Source organism: Streptomyces viridochromogenes DSM 40736, from assembly GCF_000158955.1.
GTDB lineage: Bacteria > Actinomycetota > Actinomycetes > Streptomycetales > Streptomycetaceae > Streptomyces > Streptomyces venetus.
Genome location: NZ_GG657757.1, coordinates 5,054,601 through 5,075,386 on the forward strand (window position 1 = coordinate 5,054,601; position 20,786 = coordinate 5,075,386).

The following is a 20,786-nucleotide window of genomic DNA, read 5'->3' on the forward strand; positions in this document are numbered from 1 at the left end:
TTTTCGGATGTGGCGTGAAATGAACGCTGCCGCCGGAATTACCGGCGGCGGTGCGATGCGGTCGTCTACGCGTTGTCGCCTTCTACGCGATGTGGTCCTCTACGCGATGTGGTCTTCTTCCAGTTCCGCGTTGTGGCGGTTCGTGAAGCGGTTGACCATGCGCTTGGCCTCGTCCGGGGCAAGGGCGATACCGAACTCCGCGCCCACGTTGTCGATGAGTTCACGCGGGGTGGGGTAACTGCCGTTGATCGACTGCTTGAAGACCTGGTAGTAGGACTCCTCGTCCGGCGCCGGGGCGGGTGCGGGGGGTGTCCCGCCGCCGTCGCCCAGTTCGCGGGTGCGGTTGGGGCCCACCGGGATGGGGAAGCTGCCGGTGTCCTCCGGGGAGAGAGTCTCCTGCGGCTGGTCGAGGTGCCGCTCGGCCTGCGAGGGCTCGGCGATCCACTGCGCGTACTGGTCGGGGTCGTAGGCCGGGTCGTAGCCGCCCTGGTACTCGACATCGCGAGGGGTGTTGAACCAGGGGCTCTGGTCCGGCTCCGGCTCGGGTTCGCTGTCCAGGTGCTCCGCGTGGGGGCCGCTGTCGAGCTCCGGACGCTGCCCACTGGTGGGTGCCGCCGCGCCCACCCCTGCCGCAGCGGCACGACTGCCCGCAGCGGGGGCGGGGGCGGAGTTCGCCGCCAGCGTCTTCGGTCCCGCCGCGTCCAGAGCCTGCTGCGGGGCCGGCGGTATCAGGGCCGGTTCGATCCCCGCCGCCGCGAGGCCCGCAGGGGCCGTTTCCGCCAGGGGGACGCCGTAGCGGGCCAGCCGCAGGGGCATCAGGGACTCGACCGGGGCCTTGCGCCGCCACGCGCGGCCGAAGCGGCTGCGCAGGCGGGCCTGGTAGACGAGACGTTCCTGCTCCAGCTTGATGACCTGTTCGTAGGAGCGGAGCTCCCAGAGCTTCATGCGGCGCCAGAGGAGGAACGTCGGCACGGGGGAGAGCATCCAGCGGGTGAGGCGGACGCCCTCCATGTGCTTGTCGGCCGTGATGTCGGCGATCCGGCCGATCGCGTGGCGGGCCGCCTCGACCGAGACCACGAAGAGGATCGGGATCACTCCGTGCATGCCGACACCGAGCGGATCCGGCCAGGCCGCCGCGCCGTTGAAGGCGATCGTCGCCGCCGTCAGCAGCCAGGCCGTCTGACGCAGGAGGGGGAACGGGATCCTGATCCAGGTGAGGAGCAGGTCCAGGGCCAGCAGGACGCAGATGCCCGCGTCGATGCCGATCGGGAAGACGTAGGAGAAGTTCCCGAAGCCCTTCTTGAGGGCCAACTCGCGGACCGCCGCGTACGAACCGGCGAAGCCGATACCGGCGATGATCACGGCGCCGGCCACGACCACGCCGATGAGAACGCGGTGCATCCGAGTCAGTTGCAGTGGCGCGGCCACCCGTTACTCCCTCCCCTTGCGTGCTGTTGCGCGCAACAGGGTGGCACATGTGTGCGGAGGACGGGTGGCCGGTTCCGGTCGGCGGTGTTCAGCTCTTCGACGCGGGCTTCTCGGAGGACGACTTCGACGGGGACGAAGAGGCCTCCTCCGAGGCCTCCTTCGAGGCTCCGGCGGCCGGCTTCGAGGCCGACTTCGACGGGGACTGAGAGGGGGCACCGCCGGCCTTGCCGCCCCCGCCGTTCGCCTCGGACACGGCCTCGACCGCCTCCTTGGCGGCCTTCTTCGCGTCCTTCGTCAGGTCGCCGGCGCTCGGCGCCTTGTCGCCGGCCAGACCCGCGCCGTTGTAGTCGAGCGTGACGACGACGTTCTCGACGCGTGCCACGACCGTCTGCTGCTTGAAGGTGCCTTCCTTCTTCTTCAGGTCGTAGCGCACCGCCGTCGCCTGGTCACCGATCTCGGTCACCGGCTCCGACTTGGTGCTCTTGGCGCCTTCCACGCTCTGGGCGTCCTGGACCTGCTTGGCGTAGTACTCCTGGGCCAGCTTGTCGGCCGGGCCGCGCGTGGCGTCCGACTCGAAGCGCAGCATCGACACGTTCAGCCAGCGGAACTGCGAGCCCTTCACGCCGTTGTTGTCGAGGCTGTTCCAGGAGCAGCCGGCGCGCGTCGAGATGTCGTCCGACTTGCCCTCCTTGCCGGACTTGCCCTCCGGGACGAGGTCCTTCAGCGTCTTCTTCGACAGCACCTTGCAGGGCTCCGGGAGCTTGCCGTACGCCGCCGCCTTCACGGTCGGCGACGGGCTCGCGGACGCCGAGGCGGCGGCGTTCGCCGCCTTGTCCGTGCTGTCGCCGGAGCCGGAGTCCGAGGAGCAGCCGGCGGCGACCAGCATCACGGGAACGGCGGCCGCGCAGACAAGGACGCGGTTGAGTCGCTTCGCTCGCTGGTCTCGCTGGTCTCGCTGGTCACGCTGTACTCGTCGCTGCATGGTTCCTTCACTCATGACGCTCGTGGTTCCTGCGGTCGGAACGGGTCCGAGTGGTCACCGTACGCGCTGAGGCCGTGGTGTGTTCTTCCTTCGGGTGCTTTGCGGGTGTGCGTGAAGGGGGCGTGAAGGGGGCTCAGTCGCCCAGCGAATCGGCCAGCTGAGAGGCCAGTTTCTGGGCCCTGTCCTGCAATTCCTTGCTGTCCGGGACGATGCCGACGGTGGCCGGCTGCTCGATGTACTCGATGGTCACGATGACGTTGGACGTGCGGAACGCCACAGTCACCGTCCGCTGCTTGGCCGTCGAACCGGAGCTGCTCAGCTCGTCGTCGATGAAGGCCTCCTCCCCGAGGTCCTCGAGGACGCGCGGCTGGAGCTCGGTCGGGGCGACGCTCGGGGCGGTGGACGTGGACGGCGAGGGTGAGGCGGTGCCTGAGGGAGAGGACTCGGCGGAGGAACCGCTCGGAGCGGCGGAGGAACCGCTCGGGGCGGCGGAGGAACCGCCGGCCGGGGTGCTGTCCGTCACGGCGGACTCGGTGGCGGTCGGCTCGGGGAGGTGGGCCGCCGCCTCCTTCTCGGCGTAGAGCTGCTCGGCCTGGCTGTCGCCGCTGACCGCGCTGTCGTAGGAGACGACCCGTTCGAAGTCGATCTGCAGATGGTCGGTGGCCTGCGGGCCGTCGACCTTCCACTGGCAGCCGACCTTGCGGTCGTTGTCGAAGGTGACCGTCGCCTCGCCCTCGTACGCCTTCTCGCGCTGTTCCGCGTCGCTGATCTGCCGGATGCCGGGCAGGAGTTCGTCGAGGGTGCCGTGGCCGACCGCGGTGCAGGGCTCGGGGAGTGTGCGGTAGCGGCCCGGCTCGGCGGCGGCCGATGCCGTGCCCGTGTCGCCCGGGTTGGAGTCGTCCGCCGGGCCGCCGTCGTCCGAGCTGCCGGTGCAGCCGGCGAGCAGGGCGGCGAGGAGCGCGGCGATAGCGGGTGCGTACGCCTTCCGTTGCACGTGGAGGCTCCTCTCGGCACGGATATTGGCTTGCCGCCGCGGGGCGGCCGATGGACACAATGTGTATCGCACGCACTGCCGTGGACGCCGGTCCGGATTCCCTTTCATCGACCTTGGCGCCGGTATTTGCGGTTGAGGACTTCTGTTCGTTTTACGGGGGATTGAGGGCGCTATGTCGTATGTAGAGGTGCCGGGTGCGAAGGTGCCGATCCGGATGTGGGCCGACCCGGCCACGGTCGAGGGCTCGGCGCTCCAGCAGCTCCAGAACGTCGCCACGCTGCCCTGGATCAAGGGCCTGGCGGTCATGCCCGACGTGCACTACGGAAAGGGCGCGACGGTCGGCTCGGTCATCGCGATGCAGGGTGCGGTGTGCCCGGCGGCGGTGGGTGTCGACATCGGCTGCGGCATGTCGGCGGTGAAGACGTCCCTGACGGCGAACGACCTGCCCGGGGACCTGTCGCGGCTGCGGTCGCGGATCGAGCAGGTGATTCCGGTGGGGCGGGGGATGCATGACGATCCCGTCGACCCCGGGCGGCTGCACGGGTTCGGTACGGCCGGCTGGGAGGGGTTCTGGGGGCGGTTCGACGGCATTGCCGAAGCGGTCAAGTTCCGTCAGGAACGTGCCACGAAGCAGATGGGGACGCTCGGATCCGGGAATCACTTCGTCGAAGTTTGCACGGATACGACCGGTTCTGTCTGGCTCATGCTCCACTCCGGTTCCCGCAACATCGGCAAGGAACTGGCCGAGCACCACATCGGCATCGCCCAGAAGCTCCCGCACAACCAGGGCCTGGTCGACCGCGACCTCGCCGTCTTCGTCGCGGACACCCCGCAGATGGCGGCGTACCGCAACGACCTGTTCTGGGCGCAGGAGTACGCGAAGTACAACCGCTCGATCATGATGGCGCTCCTGAAGGACGTCATCCGCAAGGAGTTCAAGAAGGCGAAGCCGGCCTTCGAGCCGGAGATCAGCGCACACCACAACTACGTGGCCGAGGAGCGCTACGACGGGATGGACCTGCTCGTGACCCGCAAGGGCGCGATCCGGGCCGGCTCCGGCGACTACGGGATCATCCCGGGCTCCATGGGCACGGGTTCGTACATCGTGAAGGGCCTCGGCAACGAGAAGGCCTTCAACTCCGCGTCGCACGGCGCGGGCCGGCGGATGAGCCGCAACGCGGCCAAGCGCCGGTTCTCGACGAAGGACCTGGAGGAGCAGACCCGGGGCGTGGAGTGCCGCAAGGACTCCGGAGTGGTGGACGAGATCCCGGGCGCCTACAAGCCCATCGAGCAGGTCATCGACCAGCAGCGGGATTTGGTGGAGGTCGTGGCGAAGCTCAAGCAGGTCGTCTGCGTCAAGGGGTGACCCGCCGGCTCTACGACTCCCGGTGCACCTTCGTGTTCGACGCCTGGGCGCGGGGGCGGAGGACCAGGAGGTCGACGTTGACGTGGGCGGGGCGGGTGACCGCCCAGGTGATGGTGTCGGCCACGTCGTCGGCGGTGAGGGGCTCGGCGACGCCCTGGTAGACCTTCTCCGCCTTCTCCGTGTCGCCGCCGAAGCGGGTCAGGGCGAACTCGTCCGTCTTGACCATGCCGGGGGCGATCTCGATGACGCGGACCGGCTGGCCGACGATCTCCAGGCGGAGGGTCTCGGCCAGGACGTGGGCCCCGTGCTTGGCGGCGACGTAGCCCGCGCCGCCCTCGTAGGTGCCGTGGCCGGCGGTGGAGGAGACGACCACGACCGTGCCGTCGCCGCTCGCGACCAGCTTGGGCAGCAGGGCCTGGGTGAGGTTGAGGGTGCCGATGACGTTCGTCTCGTACATCTGGCGCCAGTCGGCCGGGTCGCCGGTCGCGACCGGGTCGGCGCCGAGCGCCCCGCCCGCGTTGTTGACCAGGACGCCGATCGTCTGGAAGGCCGTGGCGAACTCGTCGACCGCCGCGCGGTCCGTGACGTCGAGGGCGTACGCCGTGGCCTTGTGGCCCGCCTTGTTGATCTCCTCCGCCAGTGCCTCGATGCGGTCCTTGCGGCGGGCGGTCAGGACGACGCGGTAGCCCGCCGCGGCGAGCTGCCGGGCCGTGGCGGCGCCGATTCCGCTGCTCGCACCGGTGACGACGGCGATGCGGGAGGCTGCGGACGGGGCGGCGGTGGCCATGGGAGCTCCTCGGGCGTGGGGTGCGGGCCGGCTGGTGCGGCAGTACGTCCGGCCAGGATAGGCGGGGCCCGCGGTGGGAGAATGGGGGTGGTCCCCTGGTTCCTGGGCTTTCCTGGAGGTGGATCATGGGCGAGGCACGTGAGGTCATGGACCGGCTCACGGACGCGATCACCACGCACGCCGATCTGAAGGTCATCGCCGAGCTGTACGCCGAGGACGCGGTCGCCTTCACCCCTGACGAGGGCGAGCTGCGCGGGCGTGACGACATCGTCGAGTACTGGCGGGGGATGACGGAGGCGGTCCCCGAGGCGACGTTCCAGCCGCTGCACACCTACGAGGTCGGTGACACGGCCATCGACGAGGGGATCTTCAGCGGGCGCAACACCGGGCCGCTGGAACTGCCCAACGGCGAGACGCTGCCGCCGACGCAGAAGGAGATCCGGATCCGCGGGGTGGACATCGCCACCGTGCGGGACGGGCGGATCGTGGACTACCGGCTGTACTTCGACGAGATGGATTTCCTGGGGCAGTTGGGGCTGCTGCCGCCCGACGAGCCGTTCTGAGCCCCCTCGGGCCCGCTCGGTCGACTCGCGGTGTCAGGGGAATCCCTCCTGGAATGCTCCGGCGGCGGCCGTGGTTCCCCCAGGTATCGTTGAAGCGTAAACAACCTGGAGGGTGAGCGACCATGCAGTTCGGGATCTTCAGCGTCGGTGACGTCACGCCCGACCCGACCACCGGCCGGACACCGACCGAGCGCGAGCGGATCAAGGCCATGGTCGCCATCGCGCTGAAGGCCGAGGAGGCCGGGCTCGACGTCTTCGCCACCGGTGAGCACCACAACCCGCCGTTCGTGCCGTCGTCCCCGACCACCATGCTCGGCTACGTCGCCGCCCGCACCGAGCGCCTGGTCCTCTCCACGGCCACCACCCTCATCACCACCAGCGACCCGGTGAAGATCGCCGAGGACTTCGCGATGCTCCAGCACCTGGCCGACGGCCGGGTCGACGTGATGCTGGGGCGCGGCAACACCGCCCCCGTCTACCCCTGGTTCGGGCAGGACATCCGGCAGGGCATCCCGCTCGCCGTCGAGAACTACGCCCTGCTGCACCGCCTGTGGCGCGAGGAGGGCGTGGACTGGGAGGGGAAGTTCCGCACACCGCTGCAGGGCTTCACGGCCACCCCCCGGCCCCTGGACGGTGTGCCCCCGTTCGTCTGGCACGGCTCGATCCGCTCGCCGGAGATCGCCGAGCAGGCCGCGTTCTACGGCGACGGCTTCTTCCACAACAACATCTTCTGGCCGGCCGACCACACCAAGCGCATGGTCGAGCTGTACCGGACCCGCTACGCCCACTACGGGCACGGCACGCCCGAGCAGGCGATCGTCGGGCTCGGCGGGCACGTGTTCATGCGGAAGAACGCGCAGGACGCCGTCCGCGAGTTCCGGCCGTACTTCGACGTCGCCCCCGTGTACGGGCACGGGCCGTCGCTGGAGGACTTCACGGAGCAGACGCCGCTGACCGTCGGCTCCCCGCAGCAGGTCATCGAGAAGACGCTGGCCTTCCGCGAGTACGCCGGCGACTACCAGCGCCAGCTGTTCCTGGTCGACCACGCCGGACTGCCGCTGAAGACCGTGCTGGAGCAGATCGACCTGCTGGGCGAGGAGGTCGTACCGGTGCTGCGCAAGGAGTTCGCCGTCGGCCGCCCGGCGGACGTGCCGGACGCCCCCACGCACGCGGCCAGGCTCGCCGCGGCCCGGGGCTGAGAGGACGGTGGGGCCCGGCCCGGCCACCCCGCGCACCGTGGTGAGAGAGGAGTAAGAAGGACGCACCGGCGCAGCTCATCCGGTCCCGGGGACCTGGCGGCACGGCACACTGGACGCGTGCCCCAAACAGTGCTGCTCGCCGAAGACGACCGCGCCATCCGCAACGCCCTGGAGCGCGCCCTGACCCTGGAGGGCTACCAGGTCATGGCGGTCGCCGACGGCGTCGAGGCACTGGCCCAGGCCCACCGCAACCGCCCGGACGTCCTCGTCCTGGACGTGATGATGCCCGGCATCGACGGGCTCCAGGTGTGCCGCGTGCTGCGCGCCGAGGGCGACCGGACGCCGGTGCTGATGCTGACGGCCCTCGTGGAGACCGCCGACCGGATCGCCGGCCTGGACGCGGGCGCCGACGACTACGTCGTGAAGCCCTTCGACGTCGAGGAGGTCTTCGCCCGGCTGCGCGCCCTGCTGCGCCGCACCAGCCCGGTGGCGGCAGGCAGCGCCCCGGCGGCCGAGGAGGCACCGAAGGCGGCCCCCGGGCGGTTCCTGGAGGCCGCCGGCATCCGCATGGACCCGCAGGCGCGCCGGGCCTGGCGGGGCGAGCGCGAGCTGGAGCTGACCCGCACCGAGTTCGAGCTGCTGGAGCTGCTGGTCCGCAACGCCGGCATCGTCCTCGACCACTCGACGATCTACGACCGCATCTGGGGCTACGACTTCGGGCCCGGCTCGAAGAACCTCGCCGTCTACGTCGGCTACCTGCGCCGCAAGCTCGACGAGCCGGGTGCGCCACTGCTGATCCACACGGTGCGCGGCGTGGGTTACGTGCTGCGGGAGGACTGAGTGGGCCGCCTCCGCCGGCTGCTGAGCGGGCGGCGGCCGAAGCTCGTCTCGCTGCGGACCACGTTCGCGGTGTCGTTCGCGGCCGTGACGGCGGCCGTGACGATCCTGGTCGGCATCCTGTCCTACAGCGCGGCGGCCCGGCTGGTGCGGGTGGACCAGCAGACGGTGTTCGACGAGGTCGTGCAGGACCTGCGGGACGAGGTGCGGGGCAACCGCATGTCGCCCGGCGACTTCTCGTCCGCCGCGCCCGGCCACGACCTGGTCCGGCCCGCCCGTACCGATGTGCAGGTGCTCGGCCCGGACGGGCATGTCGTCGACCCGGGCAGTCCGGGGCTGCCGGTCACCGGTACCGACGTGCGGATCGCCGCCGCGTCGACGTCCGGGCGGGTCGCCGAGCACAAGGACGTCGACGTGGGCAACGACGTCTACCGTGTCGCGACCGTCTCCCTCGGCGGCGGCCGGGGCGCGGTGCAGATCGCGCAGGAGTTCAGCGACGTCGAGGACCTGCTGCGGGCGCTCCAGCGGCGGACGCTGGTGCTGATGGCGGCCGTGGTGGTCGGCGCCGGCTTGTTCGGCTGGTGGCTGGCCCGGCGGATCACCCGCCGTCTGGTCGTCCTCACCGACGCCGCCGAGGACGTCGCCCGCACCCGGCGGCTCGGCATCCAGGTGCCCGTCGCCGGGCACGACGAGGTGGGCCGGCTGGGCCGCGCCTTCGACCGCATGCTGGGCCGGCTCGCCCAGTCCGAGGAGGACCAGCGCCGCCTGGTCCAGGACGCGGGCCACGAGTTGCGGACACCGCTGACCTCCCTGCGTACGAACATCTCCCTGCTCCGCCGGATCGACGAGCTCCCGCCCGAGGCCCGCGAGGAACTGGTCGCCGACCTCGGGCAGGAGGCCCGGGAGCTGACCGACCTGGTCAACGAGCTCGTCGACCTCGCGGCCGGGCAGTCCGACACCGAGCCGCCGCAGCGGGTGGACGTCGCCGACATCGCGGAGGAGGTCGCCGCTCTCGCCCGGCGCCGCAGCGGGCGGCGGATCGTGCTGCGCGCGAGCGGCGACACCACGACGGACGGGCGGCCCGGGATGCTGACCCGGGCGCTGTCCAACCTGGTGGAGAACGCGGTGAAGTTCGACCAGGGCGGCACGGCCCCCGTCGAGATGGTCGTCGCCGGGCCCGCCCGGCCCGGCACGATCCGCATCGAGGTCCTCGACCGCGGCCCCGGCATCACCGACCACGACCTCGCCCGCGTCTTCGACCGCTTCTACCGCGCCGCCGACGCCCGCTCCCTGCCCGGTTCCGGACTGGGCCTGTCCATCGTCCGTGAGGTGGCGCTCGCGCACGGCGGAGCACCCTTCGCGTACCGCCGGGAGGGCGGCGGCACGGTGATCGGCTTCACGGTGGGCGGGGGAGCGTGACCAGGGACCGGCGAGCAGGGACCGGCGAGCAGCCCCCCTAATCCGCGATCCCGCCGTAGGCCACGACCTCGTGGACCGTCGCCCGCACCAGGTACTCCCCGGGCACCGAGTTGCGGGCCCCGTACCGCTCCGCCCGGGCCTCGCCCATGTAGCGGGCGCCGATGCGGGTGGCCCAGGGGCGCAACTCGTCGGGGTCCTGGGTGAGCCGCGCCGTGCAGTCGAGCATCACATAGCCGTAGGGCGGTTCCTGGTCGTCGACGCAGAGCGCGAAGCGGGGGGAGCGCAGCAGTGCCCTGGCCTTGAGCGAGGCGTGCCAGGTCGTGAAGAGGACCTGGACGGTGCCGTCCGGGGCCTCGTCCAGGAGGAACCACACCGGGGTGACGTGCGGCCGGCCGTCCTTGCGGTGGGTGGCCAGCTTCGCGGTGCGGGTCCCGGTCAGGACGAAGGACCGCCACTGCTCGTCGGTCATCGTGTGCATCTGCCGCGCTCCCTGTGGTTCGTGGTCTGTCCCGGCCCCGGCGAGGGCGATCGTGCCGGGGGCCCGGGCGGTGTCATGCGGCGACCGGGTCCGCGACCGTCACGGGCTCCGCCGCCACACGGAACGCGGTGGCCGTGGCCGCCAGCGCGGTTTCGACCTCCCCGCTGCCGCGGCCGCGGAACCGGAACCGGCCGCCGACGTGCTCGTAGTAGGCGTCCGCGAGCGGCAGCACCTCGCCCACGTCGAGCAGTGCCTCGGCGTACGGGCCGGGGGTGCGGCCGGACATCGGCGTGACCTCCGTGATGCGGCAGGGGCGTGCGGCCGGGGCCGGGATCAGCAGGTAGCCGCCGAACTCGCGGTCCTGCTTGGGCGCGCCGGCCGGCAGGGGCCGGTCCAGCTGGAGCCGGAAGGCCGTGTGCATCAGGTCGTAGTCGTGCACCTCCCGCCAGACGAAGGCGATCTCGGCGCCGCCGACCCGGGCGCCCACTTCCAGGAAGCTGACGTGCGGCCGGCCGGCGACCGTGTCGACGAACACCTCCAGGTGGAAGACGGTGGCCTGCCCGGCGAGCGCCCGCAGGCAGCGCACCGCGTAGGCGCCGATGGCCGCGAGGACGGTCGGGTCGTCCTCCTCCACCGAGCCGAGGAAGCTGCCGGTGCGAAAGCCCAGGCAGGTGTTGACGTACCGGGACGCGGTCCAGTGCAGCAGGTCCGTGCCGGTGAAGACGCCGTCGACGTGGTAGATCCGGCCCGCCTGGAAGCGCTGGACGAGCAACGGCTCGCCGGTGAACTCCAGGCGGGGTACGTCCTCGGGGCCGTCGAGCCGTACGACGCCCTCGCTGCAGCTGCCCCGGGTCGGTTTGACCACGAGCGGCCAGCCGTGCTCCCGGCCGAACTCCACGATGGTCCGCCGGTCCGGCGCGAGCGCGAAGTCGGGCACGTCGAGGCCGGCTTCGGCGACCGCCGTGGCCATCAGGTACTTGTCGCGGAACGGCTCCAGGAAGGCCGTGCGCGGGCCCGGGCAGTCCCACTCCTCGCGCAGGGCCGCCGCGACCAGCAGGTCGTCCTCCTTGAGCGCCACGATGCCCCGCGGCGGCCCGAACCGCGCGGCCAGCAGCCGGGCCGCGGCGCGGACGGAGTCCAGGTCGTCGGTGCGGTCGACCAGGACGACGTCGGCGGCGGTCTCCGGGACGGAGGGCAGTCCGACCTCGGTGCTGACGTAGGTGACGTGGTGGGTCGCGTGGTCCACGTACTCGGCGTAGCGCGCGTAACTCTCGCGCCAGCGGTTGACGACGACGATGTGCGGCTTCGTGGAGCCGTCACCCTGGTCCGTCATGGCTCACTCCTCCCCGGCGAGCTCGTACATGCCCTCGCCGTCGAGGTAGTGGATGGTGCCGATGTCGCGCATCACGACCTCCTGCATCTCGTGGAAGAGCCGCACGAAGCCGACGTAGGTCAGGTCGTCGGTGGTGGGGACGAGCCGGCCGCCGGCGGGGACGAACTGGGAGAAGTCGTAGAAGCTCTCGAGCTTCTTGATCTCCTCGATGTGGCGGAGTCCGGCGAGCTGCCCGGTCGTCGGCGAGACCAGGCCGACGGAGGCGAAGTGCTGCTTGATCGTGTAGTCCTGCTCGTAGCGCTCGTGGAAGCGCTCGGGGCGGACGTAGGCGTCGACGGCCCAGTCGAAGGGGGACTCGCCGGTGGCGAGGCGGACGTAGTACGGCAGGTCGCCGCCGCAGATGCGGGCGCCCATCTCGATCAGCACCGGCCCCTCGGGGGTGAGCTTCAGCTCGATGTGGGCGGGGCCGTGCCGCACGCCGAGGGCGTCCAGCACGCTGAGCGCGTAGGGGACGAGCTGGTCCTGGGCGTCGCCGCGCCGGGGCAGCAGGTGCACGGAGTTGCTGATGTCGTGCACGCCGTTCACGGAGAGGCGGGACGTGGCGATGATGTCCGTGACGTGGTGGCGGCCGTCCCGGCTGACGGTGTTGACCATGTACTCGCCGCCGAAGAGGTACTCCTGGGCGACGACGCCCTCGTTGATCCGGGAGAACAGGTTGTCGGCGCCGGTGAGTTCGCGGAACGCGGCGGCGCTGTCCTCGGGGGTGTCGCAGAACCGGATGCCGTCGTTGCCGGCGCTGGAGAGGGGCTTGACGACGACCCGGCCGCCGTGTTCGCGGTGCCAGGCCTCCAGTTCGTCGGCGCTGGTGGCGCGCAGCTGACGGGCGCCGCGCAGACCCGCCGCCTTGATCGTCTCGATCATCGTGAACTTGTCGCGGCGTGCCGCGCTGAGGGCGGTGCCGTTGGTGGGCAGGCCCAGCGCCTCGCTGAGCCGGTCGGCGAACGGGACGCCGAACTCGTGGCCGGCCATGACGGCGACCGGCTCGTAGGCGCTCACCGCGCGCAGCGTCTCCTCGAAGTCCCCGGTGTGGAGGATGTTGTCCTCGTAGAGGGACAGGTCGAGCCCGGAGGCGAGGATCTCCGGCTGGTCGGGTGAGCTCTGCACACGCACGCACGCGTAACCGGCCTTGCGGAACTCCGGCGGGTAGAACCGTGCCGTGCCGAACGCGTCGACGAGGACGACGTGACCCTTGGTGCTCATCCACTGCTCCTTGTTGCGTCAGGGGGTTGTGAAGTCGGGGCGGGGTGGCCGGGGCGGCGCGGTGGCCGCCCCGGGTCACGCCTTCGCGTCGGCCAGGGCCCGGTCCGGCTCCGGCGGCGCGGCGGTCTCGGCCCGGCGGCCCAGCCAGGTCGTGCCGAGGAGGGCGAGCGTGGACAGGGCGGCACCGGCCAGGCCGATCACCACGAAGGCCCAGCGCGGGCCCGCCGAGTCCTGGACCGCGCCGGACACCGCGGGCCCGACGCTGTTGCCGACGGTGAGGGCGGCGCTGTAGCAGCCCATGACCACTCCGCGCGCCCCCTCCGGGGCGAGGGCGCTGGCCGCGCTGCCGGTGGAGGCGAACGCGGGTGAGCACAGGGCCGCCGGCAGCGCCATGGCCAGGCAGAGCAGCCACCACTGGCCCGTCGCGAAGCCGCCGACGACGGTGGTGAGACCCACCAGACCGGCGATGACGGCGAAGCCGGGCGGCCGTTTGACGGTGCCGTAGACGAGGGCGCCGATCAGCGAGCAGAACCCGCAGACGGTCAGCACCACGCCGGAGAACCCGAGTTGGCCGGACTCGCGCAGACCGCCGACGATGGCCGTCTCGTAACCGGCGGTGGCCAGGGTGGTGGCCGTGGTCGCCATGAGTACGGGCACCAGGGCCGGTGTGAACCAGTCCCGGAACGTCGGCTTCGGCGCCGGGGTGTCGGTGCCGGAGTCCGGGGTGGTCGCCCGGACCGCGGGGTCGAGCAGGGCGAGCCCGAGCCCGGCGAGGCTGACGATGACGCCGAGTCCGCGCATGGAGGCGGTGCTGGAGACGGCGGTGGCGACGGTGACACCGAGGGCGGGGCCCACCATGTACGAGATGTTCGACGTCATGGCGTCCAGGGCGAAGGCCGCGTTGCGGTCCTCGGCCGGGACCGCGACGGCCAGCCGCAGCCGCACCAGGGCGAAGCCGGGCAGGTTGAGCAGGCCGACCGCGACCGCGCCGGCCACCAGCCCCTCGTAGGGCAGCAGCGGTCCGAAGCCCCAGAACAGCAGTTGCGCGGCGACCGAGGCGAGCAGGACCGGGCGGGCTCCGTAGCGGTCCATCATGCGGCCCTGGAGGGGGCCGCCGATGCCGACGCCGACCGTCCAGGCCGTGATGACCAGGCCGGCGGCGCCGAACCCGCGGTCCAGACCGAGGACGACCGCGAGGTTGAGGACCACGGGGATCGCCACCACGGCGATCTTGGAGAACAGGCCCAGGAGCATCAGCGGACCGATGCCCGGCAGAGCCAGCACCTTTCGATACATTTTCATGTTCATGTCACTGAACCGGTTCCCTCAGGTCGGGTACGTCGGCTCCGACGGCCCGCGCGATCTGCGGCAGGAACGCCTCGTCGGTGAACCGGTGCCGCTCCCACAACGAGGCCAGCTTCGCGGGAAGTCCGGGCCGGTCGTCCAGCGCGCAGGTGATGATGATGTTGGGATGCCGCGCGCCGTCGATGGTGAGCGTCTGGGTGCGCACGACGTCCAGTTCTCGCGTGGCGTCCCGGACGAACTCCGGTGTCGGGTCGTGGATCGGGAACTGCAGGCACACCTGGCGCACCGGAGCCACCGCCGGCACCTCGGGCGCGGGCCAGCTGCCGTCCAGGATCGACAGCAGACAGTCGTAGGTGTTGAAACCCGAGGCGGCGATGCACGGCGTGGTCGTGCCGGTGACCCGCGGGTTGATCTCCAGGATCTGGTAGCGCCCGTCCTCGTAGATCATGTCGATCCCGATGGCGCCCTCCAACTCCAGCCCGCGGCACAGCGCCTGGAGTTTCTCGGCCACCGGTGCGAACGCCGCGTCGTGCTCGGGGCGCGGGGCCGCGTAGCGCAGCCGGCCGAAGTTGAACACCGGTCCCGCCTCGGCGGGGCCCTGCCACACCTTGGGCTGCACCACGTAGGTGCCGCGGGCGCCCACGACTTCCACGGAGCAGATCTCACCGGAGACGCACTGTTCAAGAATGAAATTGCCGTCGTGCGGCCGGGACAGATGCTCGTGGAGTTCACTCTCGCCCGATATCGCCACCATGCCGGCGCCCATGCAGTCCCACAGCGGCTTGCTGATCAACGGATAACCGAGATCTGACGCCTGCATCAGAATGGATTCGACATAGGCGGGGATAAGCAGTCCACGGCCGGCCAGCACATCGCTGTCGACGAGGACGCCGCCGGGTATGTCGAACCGGTACTCCTTCAACAGGCCCTTCGACTCCCACTTGTTGGAGCCGACGTGCACGGCCGCCAGACTGTGGCCGACCATGGGAATGCCGACGGGTTCGAGGATCCGTTTCACCACCGCGTCACGCAGGGCGTTCTCGTCCGCGATGGACAACGAGACGACTCCGTCGGCGGACCAGTCGATGACCTTCTTGGCAAGTTCCGCAGGGGTGATGTCCGCGGGCACCTTCTGTGCCGTGCCCGGGAAGTCGTCCGGTCCGCAATCGCCGTCCGTATAAAAGAGTCTTGCTTCGATTCCCTCCCGTTCGAGCCTCGCCTCAAGGCTTTTGAGATAAGGCTTGGTCTGCTGAATCTCGATGGATCGCAGAAAAGCGATTCGGCGCATTCGTCACCCTTTCGGGGAGCCATAGCCACACAGCCATACCGATTCGTGCAGCGCGATACGAGAAGTCTGGCAGCGTTCCCGCGCCGAACAGAGAGATAATCGGTGGCCCAAGGTGGCCTGACCGGAAGAGGAAGCCGACGATGGAGCGTTCGGGAGCACAGCAGCGGGAACCGGAAGGCGCGCTCCGACCGGGCTCGCTTCTTCTCTACGAGTGGACCCTGCGCCATGGCGCGCTTCGCGATCCCGGCCGGGCTGCCGCGGAACTCGGTCTCGCCGAGAGGGAGTTGAGCATAGCCCTCGACGACCTGTCCCGGCTCGGCCTGGTGCACCGGGCCGGCGAGGACGAGGTGTGGACGCCGGTGGACCCCACGGTCGCGGAGGTCACCGCCCGGGCTCCGCTGGAGCGCGAGATACGGGAACGGCAACTGGAGTTGAGCCGGCTGCACGCCCGGCTCCGCCCGGTGGCCGCGCTCTACGCCGAGCACTCCCGTAGCGAGCGCCGGGCCGAGCGGCTCCGGCAGGTGGACAGCGCCGCCGACGTGCGGCGGGAGCTGTCGGCGATGACCCGGATGTGCACCGAGGAGATGGTCAGCATCCAGCCCGGCGGCGGCCGCAACCCGAACACGCTGCACGGGATCGTCGAGGAGAGTGTCGCGATGCTGGAGCGGGGGGTGCGGGTGCGCACGCTGTACCAGCACACGGCCCGGGCGAGCCTCGCGACGCAGACGTATGTGCGGGCCGTGTCGGCGGCAGGCGCGCGGATCCGCACCACCGCCGAGGTGTTCGACCGGGTGATCATCTTCGACCGGGAGACCGCGTTCGTACCCCAGTCGCGCGTCGAGGGGCGCCCCCAGGGCGCGTCGATCGTCACCGACCCGACCGTGGTGGGGTTCCTGTACCGGATGTTCGAGACGCTGTGGCGGTCGGGCCGGCCCTTCGACCTCGACGAGGTGATCGCCGGGCGGCTCACCGAGCAGGACGAGAGCGCCCAGGACCGGCTGGCCGCCGACGATCTGAGGCTGGCCATCCTGCGGCTGATGGCGGCCGGGCTCAAGGACGACGTGATCGCCCGGCGCCTCGGCATGGCCCCGCGCACCCTGCGCCGGCATCTGCGGGACATCACCGGTGAACTCCGCGCGGAGAGCAGGTTCCAGGCCGGCTACCGGGCCTGGCGACTGGGCCTGCCGCTGGAGGACGAAGCCGGGGAACCGGAACCCGCGGACGGGACTCTTCCTGAACCGGAGTGACACAAAAGCGGCGCGTCCGCAGGAATATTGCCTGGACATTACGCTCTGCGATTGTCCGCGCGCGGACAGGTGGGAAAGGCTACACTCCAGCGGGTTTGCGACTGACCGACCTCACTGCGGGGGAGTTGGCGATGAGTCCAGCGAAGTCTGGGGTCCCGATACCCAGCACGAAAGCGCGCTCGACGTATGTCGAGCTACTGCGGAAGGAATGGCAGGGCCAGTCACGAGGCAATAGCGAAACGATTCGTCGGGATGATTGCGACCTCGACGAGGGCACGCTCGGCGAGCTCCTGGCGATGGGCATGGTCAGTCAGGACACCGCCACGCCCGACCGGCTGAGCGTCGTCGACCCCGGGGTCGTGGAGGCCCGGCTCGGTGCCCTGTTGCGGTCCACCGCCCTCACCATGCTGGACGAGGCGCGCAACCTCACGGACCTGCTGCAACCGCTGATCGCCGAGTCGCGCACGGGTCCGCGGCCGCAGGACGGTGAACCCATCGTCCGGATCGAGGGCAAGGCCGCGATCAGCGCCATCGTCAACGAGTCGGTGCAGCAGGCCACCAAGGAGCTGTTCACCGCGCAGCCCGGCGGCGGGCGGCCCAAGGACACGCTGGAGAAGGTGCGGATGCAGACGGCCGAGCTGCTCGGCCGGGGTGTGGAGGTCCGCACGCTGTACCAGCACACGGCCTGGCACGACAGCCCGACCCGCCAGTACGTGGCCGACATGACCGCCCTCGGTGCCCAGGTGCGCACCATGGACGAGCTGTTCGACCGGCTCATCGTCATCGACCGCAGCCTGGCGTTCATCCCCGCCGACAACGAACGCGACCAGGCCGTGATCATCCGGGAGCCCGCCGTCGTACGGTTCCTGGTGGGCGTGTTCGAGCGGAACTGGCTGCGGGCGAAGCCGTTCGAGGGCTCCCGGACGCCCAACGAGTCCAGCCACATCAGCGGTGTGCTGCGGGAGACCATCATCCGCTGCCTGATCAACGGCGACAGCGACTCCGCGATCGCCAAGCGGATCGGGCTGAGCACCCGCGCCTACGCCACGCACCTGGCCAAACTGAAGTCCGAACTGAAGGCGGACACACGGTTCCAGCTGGGCTACGAGCTGGGCATGCTGGCGGCCCGGGAGGCCGCGGAGGCGGGAGACATGGCGGAGCTCTGACCGCACCCGGGGCCGCGCGGCGGTGAGCCCGCCGGCCGGCCTCGGGACGGGCGGGAGTCCGTGAACACCCCTTGAGGCGGAAAACGCGGCAGGGCCGCGAGCGGGGGATGCTCGCGGCCCTGCGGGTTCGGTGTGCCGGTGTTCGGTTGTCTGGTCGGTGCTGGCCGGTCCGGCCGCTGGCATGCGGTGGTGGGTCGGTTGGCCGGTGGCGGTCGGCGGTGGTCTGCGGTCGGTCAGACGGTGGCGGTCCGCGGTGGGTCGGCGGTGGTGTGCGGTCGGTCAGACGGCGGTGGGCTCGGCCGGCCGCTCTTCCCTCACCTGCGGTTCCCCCGTCAGTTGCTCCTCCGCCCGCCGGCCCCCCGGCCGTTGCTCCCTCGCCTGCTGCTCCACGGAGGCCTGCGGAGCACGCTCCTCCGTGCCCCACCGCAGGCCCGCGGCGAGCAGGTGGTGGCCGAGCAGGGTCACCACTGTGCCCAGCGCGATGCCGCCGACGGAGAAGTCGCCCAGGGTGACGGTGACTCCGCCGATCCCGAGCACCGACCCGGCCGCGATGGGCACCAGGTTCACCGGATCCGAGAAGTCGACCTTCGCCTTGATCCAGATCTTGGCGCCGAGCAGCCCGATCATCCCGTAGAGCACCACGGTGATGCCGCCCAGCACCCCGCCCGGCGTGGCCGCGACGAGCGCCCCGAACTTGGGGCACAGCCCGAAGGCCAGGGCCGCGGCGGCGGCCGCCCAGTACGCGGCGGTCGAGTAGACCCGGGTCGCCGCCATCACGCCGATGTTCTCCGCGTAGGTCGTCGTGGGCGGGCCGCCGACCGCGGCGGAGACCGCCGTGGCCAGACCGTCGCCGAGCACGGCGCGGCCGAGCACCGGGTCGAGGTTCTCGCCGGTCATCTCGCCCACCGCCTTCACGTGCCCGGTGTTCTCGGCGATCAGCGCGATCACGCCGGGCAGCACGAGCAGCGCCGCGGAGGCGCTGAACGACGGGGCGTGCAGGGTGGGCAGCCCGAACCAGTCGGCGGAGGCGACGGACTCCAGCTGCACGCGTGCGTGCGTGGTGACCTTGCCGTCCGGGCCGGGTGCGGTGATCGGGCCGGCCACCCGGTCCAGGGCCCAGGACAGGACGTAGCCGAAGACCAGCCCGACGAACACGGCGAGCCGGCTCCAGAAGCCGCGCAGCAGGACACCCGCCGCGATCACCACGCACATGGTCGCGAGCGCCGTCCACTGGTCCTGCGGCCAGTAGATCTCCGCCACCACGGGGGCCAGGCTGAGACCGATCAGCAGCACCACCGCGCCCGCCACGACCGGCGGGAACAGCCGGTTGACCAGGTCCGGTCCGACGCGGTGGATCAGCAGGCCGGCGGCCGCGAGGACCAGGCCCGCGACCAGGATCGCGCCGGTGACGTCGGCCGTGCCGCCGCCCGCCGCGCGGATCGCGGCGACACCGCCGACGAACGAGGCGCTGGTGCCCAGGTAGCTGGGCACCCGGCCCTGCACCACGAGCAGGAACAGCACGGTCGAGACGCCGGACATCATGATGGCGAGGTTCGGGTCGAGCCCCATCACCACGGGGAAGACGAACGTCGCGCCGAACATCGCCACCACGTGCTGGGCGCCCAGGCCCAGGGTGCGGGGCCAGGACAGACGCTCGTGCGGCAGCACGGCCGCTCCGGGACGGGGCGCCCGGCCGTCGCCGTGCAGCCGCCATCCCACCCCGAGCCTTCTTCGTGCCGGAACTTCCGTGTTCTTCATGGGATTTCTCCGGTTCTCGCTGATGCCGCACGACGACGGCCACGAACTGGTGTACGAATACAGAGAAGTGGGCCGCCGTACGCCGAGCGAGGGAGCCCGGTGGGCTCGGGACCCCCTCAGGCCTCCACGTCGCAGGCGACCAGCGTCATGACGTCCTCGGCCCGCCGGTCGGCCTCCGCCGCGGTGCCGCCCGTGACGATCACATGGCCGACCCGCGTGTGCGTGACCGCGTTGCCGCCGACCAGCTCGCCCGGATCGACGTAGGAACGCGCGGCGGCCAGATGCGGGCTCACACCGAGACCGGTGAGTCCGCGGAAGGTGCCGTGCGCCGCCGTGTTGATGAAGCGCAGCGCGGCGGCACCCGAGCGCACCGGCCGCACCCGCGGCTCCTCGCCGAGGACGGCCTGGACGTACGCCTCGGCCAGGTCGACGCCGGTGGCGTGCCGGATCGTCTGGAGCAGGGCCCCGTCGGGCGGGCCCGCGTCGACCTCGATGAGCACCGGGCCGTCCGGGGTCAGCTTGAAGTCGGTGTGCGCGATCCCGTTGCGCAGCCCCAGCGCCCGCAGGCCCCGGAGCACGATGCCGGCCGCCCGGGCCGCCGTCAGCTCGTCCAGGTCCGGCGGCACGGTGTAGCCGGTCTCCTCCCGCTCCCGGCCCTGCGTCGTGTACTTCCGGGTCAGCACCGAGTGGGTGCTGGCGCCCTCGTGCACCACGCTCACCAGGCTGTACTCGGGGCCCTCCAGGTACTCCTGGGCGAGCGCGACCGTGTCGTAGGCGAGGCCGTACACCGGGTCGGTGGTGTGGGTCAGCGCCCGGCGGACGGCAGGCCCGAGCTCCTTGGGACCCTGCATCACGCTCACCCCGACCGACCCCGTGTTCTCCACGGGCTTGACCACGACGGGGTAGTCCAGCCCGGCCGCCGCCAGCCGCCGCTCGGCGGCCTCCGGCGAGACCAGGGCCACGGTGCGGGCGCTGGGCACGCCGTGCCGTTGCAGGGCCTGCGCCATCTGCCACTTGTTGCGCGTGGCCGCGGCCAGGTCGGCCACGTTCCCCGGCGCGCCCAGCCGGCCGGCGAGGGACGCGGCCAGCGGGGAGAACTGCGCCCCGCTGACCGCCACCGCCTCGATGCCCTGCCGACCGCAGTACTCGGCGAGTTGGTCGACGGCCTGCTCGGCGGAGCTGAAGTCCGTGAAGACCACCCCGCTCAGCTCGCTGCGGGTCTGCGGACGGCGCCGGGCGTACAACTCCCGGTGCGTCGCGACGTGCACGCTCACATCGAGTCGCTCGGCCGCCCGCACGACGCATTCCGCCGCCGTGGTCTCGACACCGAGGAGCAGAGCTGCTCTGGCCACGTCATCTCACCTTGCTCTCGCCGG

The 20,786-nt window shown here is 71.2% G+C and carries 18 protein-coding genes; 7 read left to right on the forward strand and 11 right to left on the reverse strand.

Annotated elements, in window-relative coordinates; translation table 11 throughout:
* Positions 1-99 precede the first annotated feature (99 nt).
* From SSQG_RS22220 to SSQG_RS22230, 3 genes are all read right to left on the reverse strand, one after another.
* Complete coding sequence (locus SSQG_RS22220) at positions 100-1,401, reverse strand: DUF2637 domain-containing protein (protein WP_003992083.1); 1,302 nt, start codon at positions 1,399-1,401, stop codon at positions 100-102.
* A 115-nt stretch (positions 1,402-1,516) separates the two neighbouring features.
* Positions 1,517-2,410 carry a DUF3558 family protein gene (locus SSQG_RS22225; protein WP_106434203.1) on the reverse strand — a complete coding sequence of 298 codons (894 nt, stop codon included), beginning with the start codon at positions 2,408-2,410 and terminating at the stop codon, positions 1,517-1,519.
* A 133-nt stretch (positions 2,411-2,543) separates the two neighbouring features.
* The gene (locus tag SSQG_RS22230; RefSeq protein WP_003992085.1) at positions 2,544-3,404 is read right to left on the reverse strand and encodes a hypothetical protein; all 861 of its coding nucleotides are present in this window, start codon (positions 3,402-3,404) and stop codon (positions 2,544-2,546) included.
* Between the two features lie 172 nt (positions 3,405-3,576).
* Between SSQG_RS22230 and SSQG_RS22235 the strand changes: the two genes are divergently transcribed.
* Entirely contained in the window at positions 3,577-4,770 is a 1,194-nt protein-coding gene (locus SSQG_RS22235) for an RtcB family protein (protein WP_003992086.1), read from the forward strand.
* Between the two features lie 10 nt (positions 4,771-4,780).
* Here the strand turns inward: SSQG_RS22235 and SSQG_RS22240 are convergent, their stop codons facing one another.
* On the reverse strand, positions 4,781-5,557 hold the full coding sequence (locus tag SSQG_RS22240; protein ID WP_003992087.1) for an SDR family NAD(P)-dependent oxidoreductase: 777 nt from the start codon (positions 5,555-5,557) through the stop codon (positions 4,781-4,783).
* 125 nt (positions 5,558-5,682) lie between these two features.
* On the opposite strand from SSQG_RS22240, the gene SSQG_RS22245 reads away from it, so the two are divergent.
* The 4 genes from SSQG_RS22245 (at position 5,683) to SSQG_RS22260 (ending at position 9,575) form a co-directional block, all read left to right on the forward strand.
* Positions 5,683-6,120 (forward strand): ester cyclase, encoded by a 438-nt coding sequence (locus tag SSQG_RS22245; protein ID WP_039933392.1) that lies wholly within the window; start codon positions 5,683-5,685, stop codon positions 6,118-6,120.
* Positions 6,121-6,242: 122 nt separating this feature from the next.
* Positions 6,243-7,319, forward strand: coding sequence for an LLM class flavin-dependent oxidoreductase (locus tag SSQG_RS22250; RefSeq protein WP_003992089.1), 1,077 nt, complete (start codon positions 6,243-6,245; stop codon positions 7,317-7,319).
* A gap of 117 nt (positions 7,320-7,436) precedes the next feature.
* Positions 7,437-8,159, forward strand: a complete 723-nt coding sequence (locus SSQG_RS22255; protein ID WP_003992090.1) for a response regulator transcription factor — start codon at positions 7,437-7,439, stop codon at positions 8,157-8,159.
* Positions 8,160-9,575 carry a sensor histidine kinase gene (locus tag SSQG_RS22260; RefSeq protein ID WP_003992091.1) on the forward strand — a complete coding sequence of 472 codons (1,416 nt, stop codon included), beginning with the start codon at positions 8,160-8,162 and terminating at the stop codon, positions 9,573-9,575.
* 37 nt (positions 9,576-9,612) lie between these two features.
* On the opposite strand, the gene SSQG_RS22265 is transcribed toward SSQG_RS22260, so the two are convergent.
* From SSQG_RS22265 to SSQG_RS22285, 5 genes are all read right to left on the reverse strand, one after another.
* A complete protein-coding gene (locus SSQG_RS22265; protein ID WP_003992092.1) occupies positions 9,613-10,044 on the reverse strand; it encodes a PPOX class F420-dependent oxidoreductase in 432 nt (143 codons plus the stop codon).
* Positions 10,045-10,126: 82 nt separating this feature from the next.
* Positions 10,127-11,386: an ATP-grasp domain-containing protein gene (locus SSQG_RS22270; protein WP_003992093.1), complete on the reverse strand. Its 1,260-nt coding sequence runs from the start codon at positions 11,384-11,386 to the stop codon at positions 10,127-10,129.
* Positions 11,387-11,389: 3 nt separating this feature from the next.
* Positions 11,390-12,646: an ATP-grasp domain-containing protein gene (locus tag SSQG_RS22275; RefSeq protein WP_003992094.1), complete on the reverse strand. Its 1,257-nt coding sequence runs from the start codon at positions 12,644-12,646 to the stop codon at positions 11,390-11,392.
* Between the two features lie 75 nt (positions 12,647-12,721).
* Complete coding sequence (locus SSQG_RS22280) at positions 12,722-13,954, reverse strand: MFS transporter (protein ID WP_003992095.1); 1,233 nt, start codon at positions 13,952-13,954, stop codon at positions 12,722-12,724.
* A 1-nt stretch (position 13,955) separates the two neighbouring features.
* A complete protein-coding gene (locus SSQG_RS22285) occupies positions 13,956-15,080 on the reverse strand; it encodes an ATP-grasp domain-containing protein (RefSeq protein ID WP_158681087.1) in 1,125 nt (374 codons plus the stop codon).
* 443 nt (positions 15,081-15,523) lie between these two features.
* Here SSQG_RS22285 and SSQG_RS22290 point away from each other — a divergent pair, with 443 nt between their 5' ends.
* A complete protein-coding gene (locus tag SSQG_RS22290; RefSeq protein ID WP_039935339.1) occupies positions 15,524-16,486 on the forward strand; it encodes a helix-turn-helix domain-containing protein in 963 nt (320 codons plus the stop codon).
* Positions 16,487-16,782: 296 nt separating this feature from the next.
* Positions 16,783-17,652, forward strand: a complete 870-nt coding sequence (locus SSQG_RS22295; RefSeq protein ID WP_039933396.1) for a hypothetical protein — start codon at positions 16,783-16,785, stop codon at positions 17,650-17,652.
* A 279-nt stretch (positions 17,653-17,931) separates the two neighbouring features.
* Here SSQG_RS22295 and SSQG_RS22300 read toward each other — a convergent pair whose 3' ends face one another.
* Both SSQG_RS22300 and SSQG_RS22305 read right to left on the reverse strand, forming a co-directional pair.
* Complete coding sequence (locus SSQG_RS22300) at positions 17,932-19,410, reverse strand: uracil-xanthine permease family protein (protein ID WP_052310329.1); 1,479 nt, start codon at positions 19,408-19,410, stop codon at positions 17,932-17,934.
* A 116-nt stretch (positions 19,411-19,526) separates the two neighbouring features.
* Positions 19,527-20,762, reverse strand: a complete 1,236-nt coding sequence (locus SSQG_RS22305) for an ATP-grasp domain-containing protein (RefSeq protein WP_003992100.1) — start codon at positions 20,760-20,762, stop codon at positions 19,527-19,529.
* Positions 20,763-20,786 lie beyond the last annotated feature (24 nt).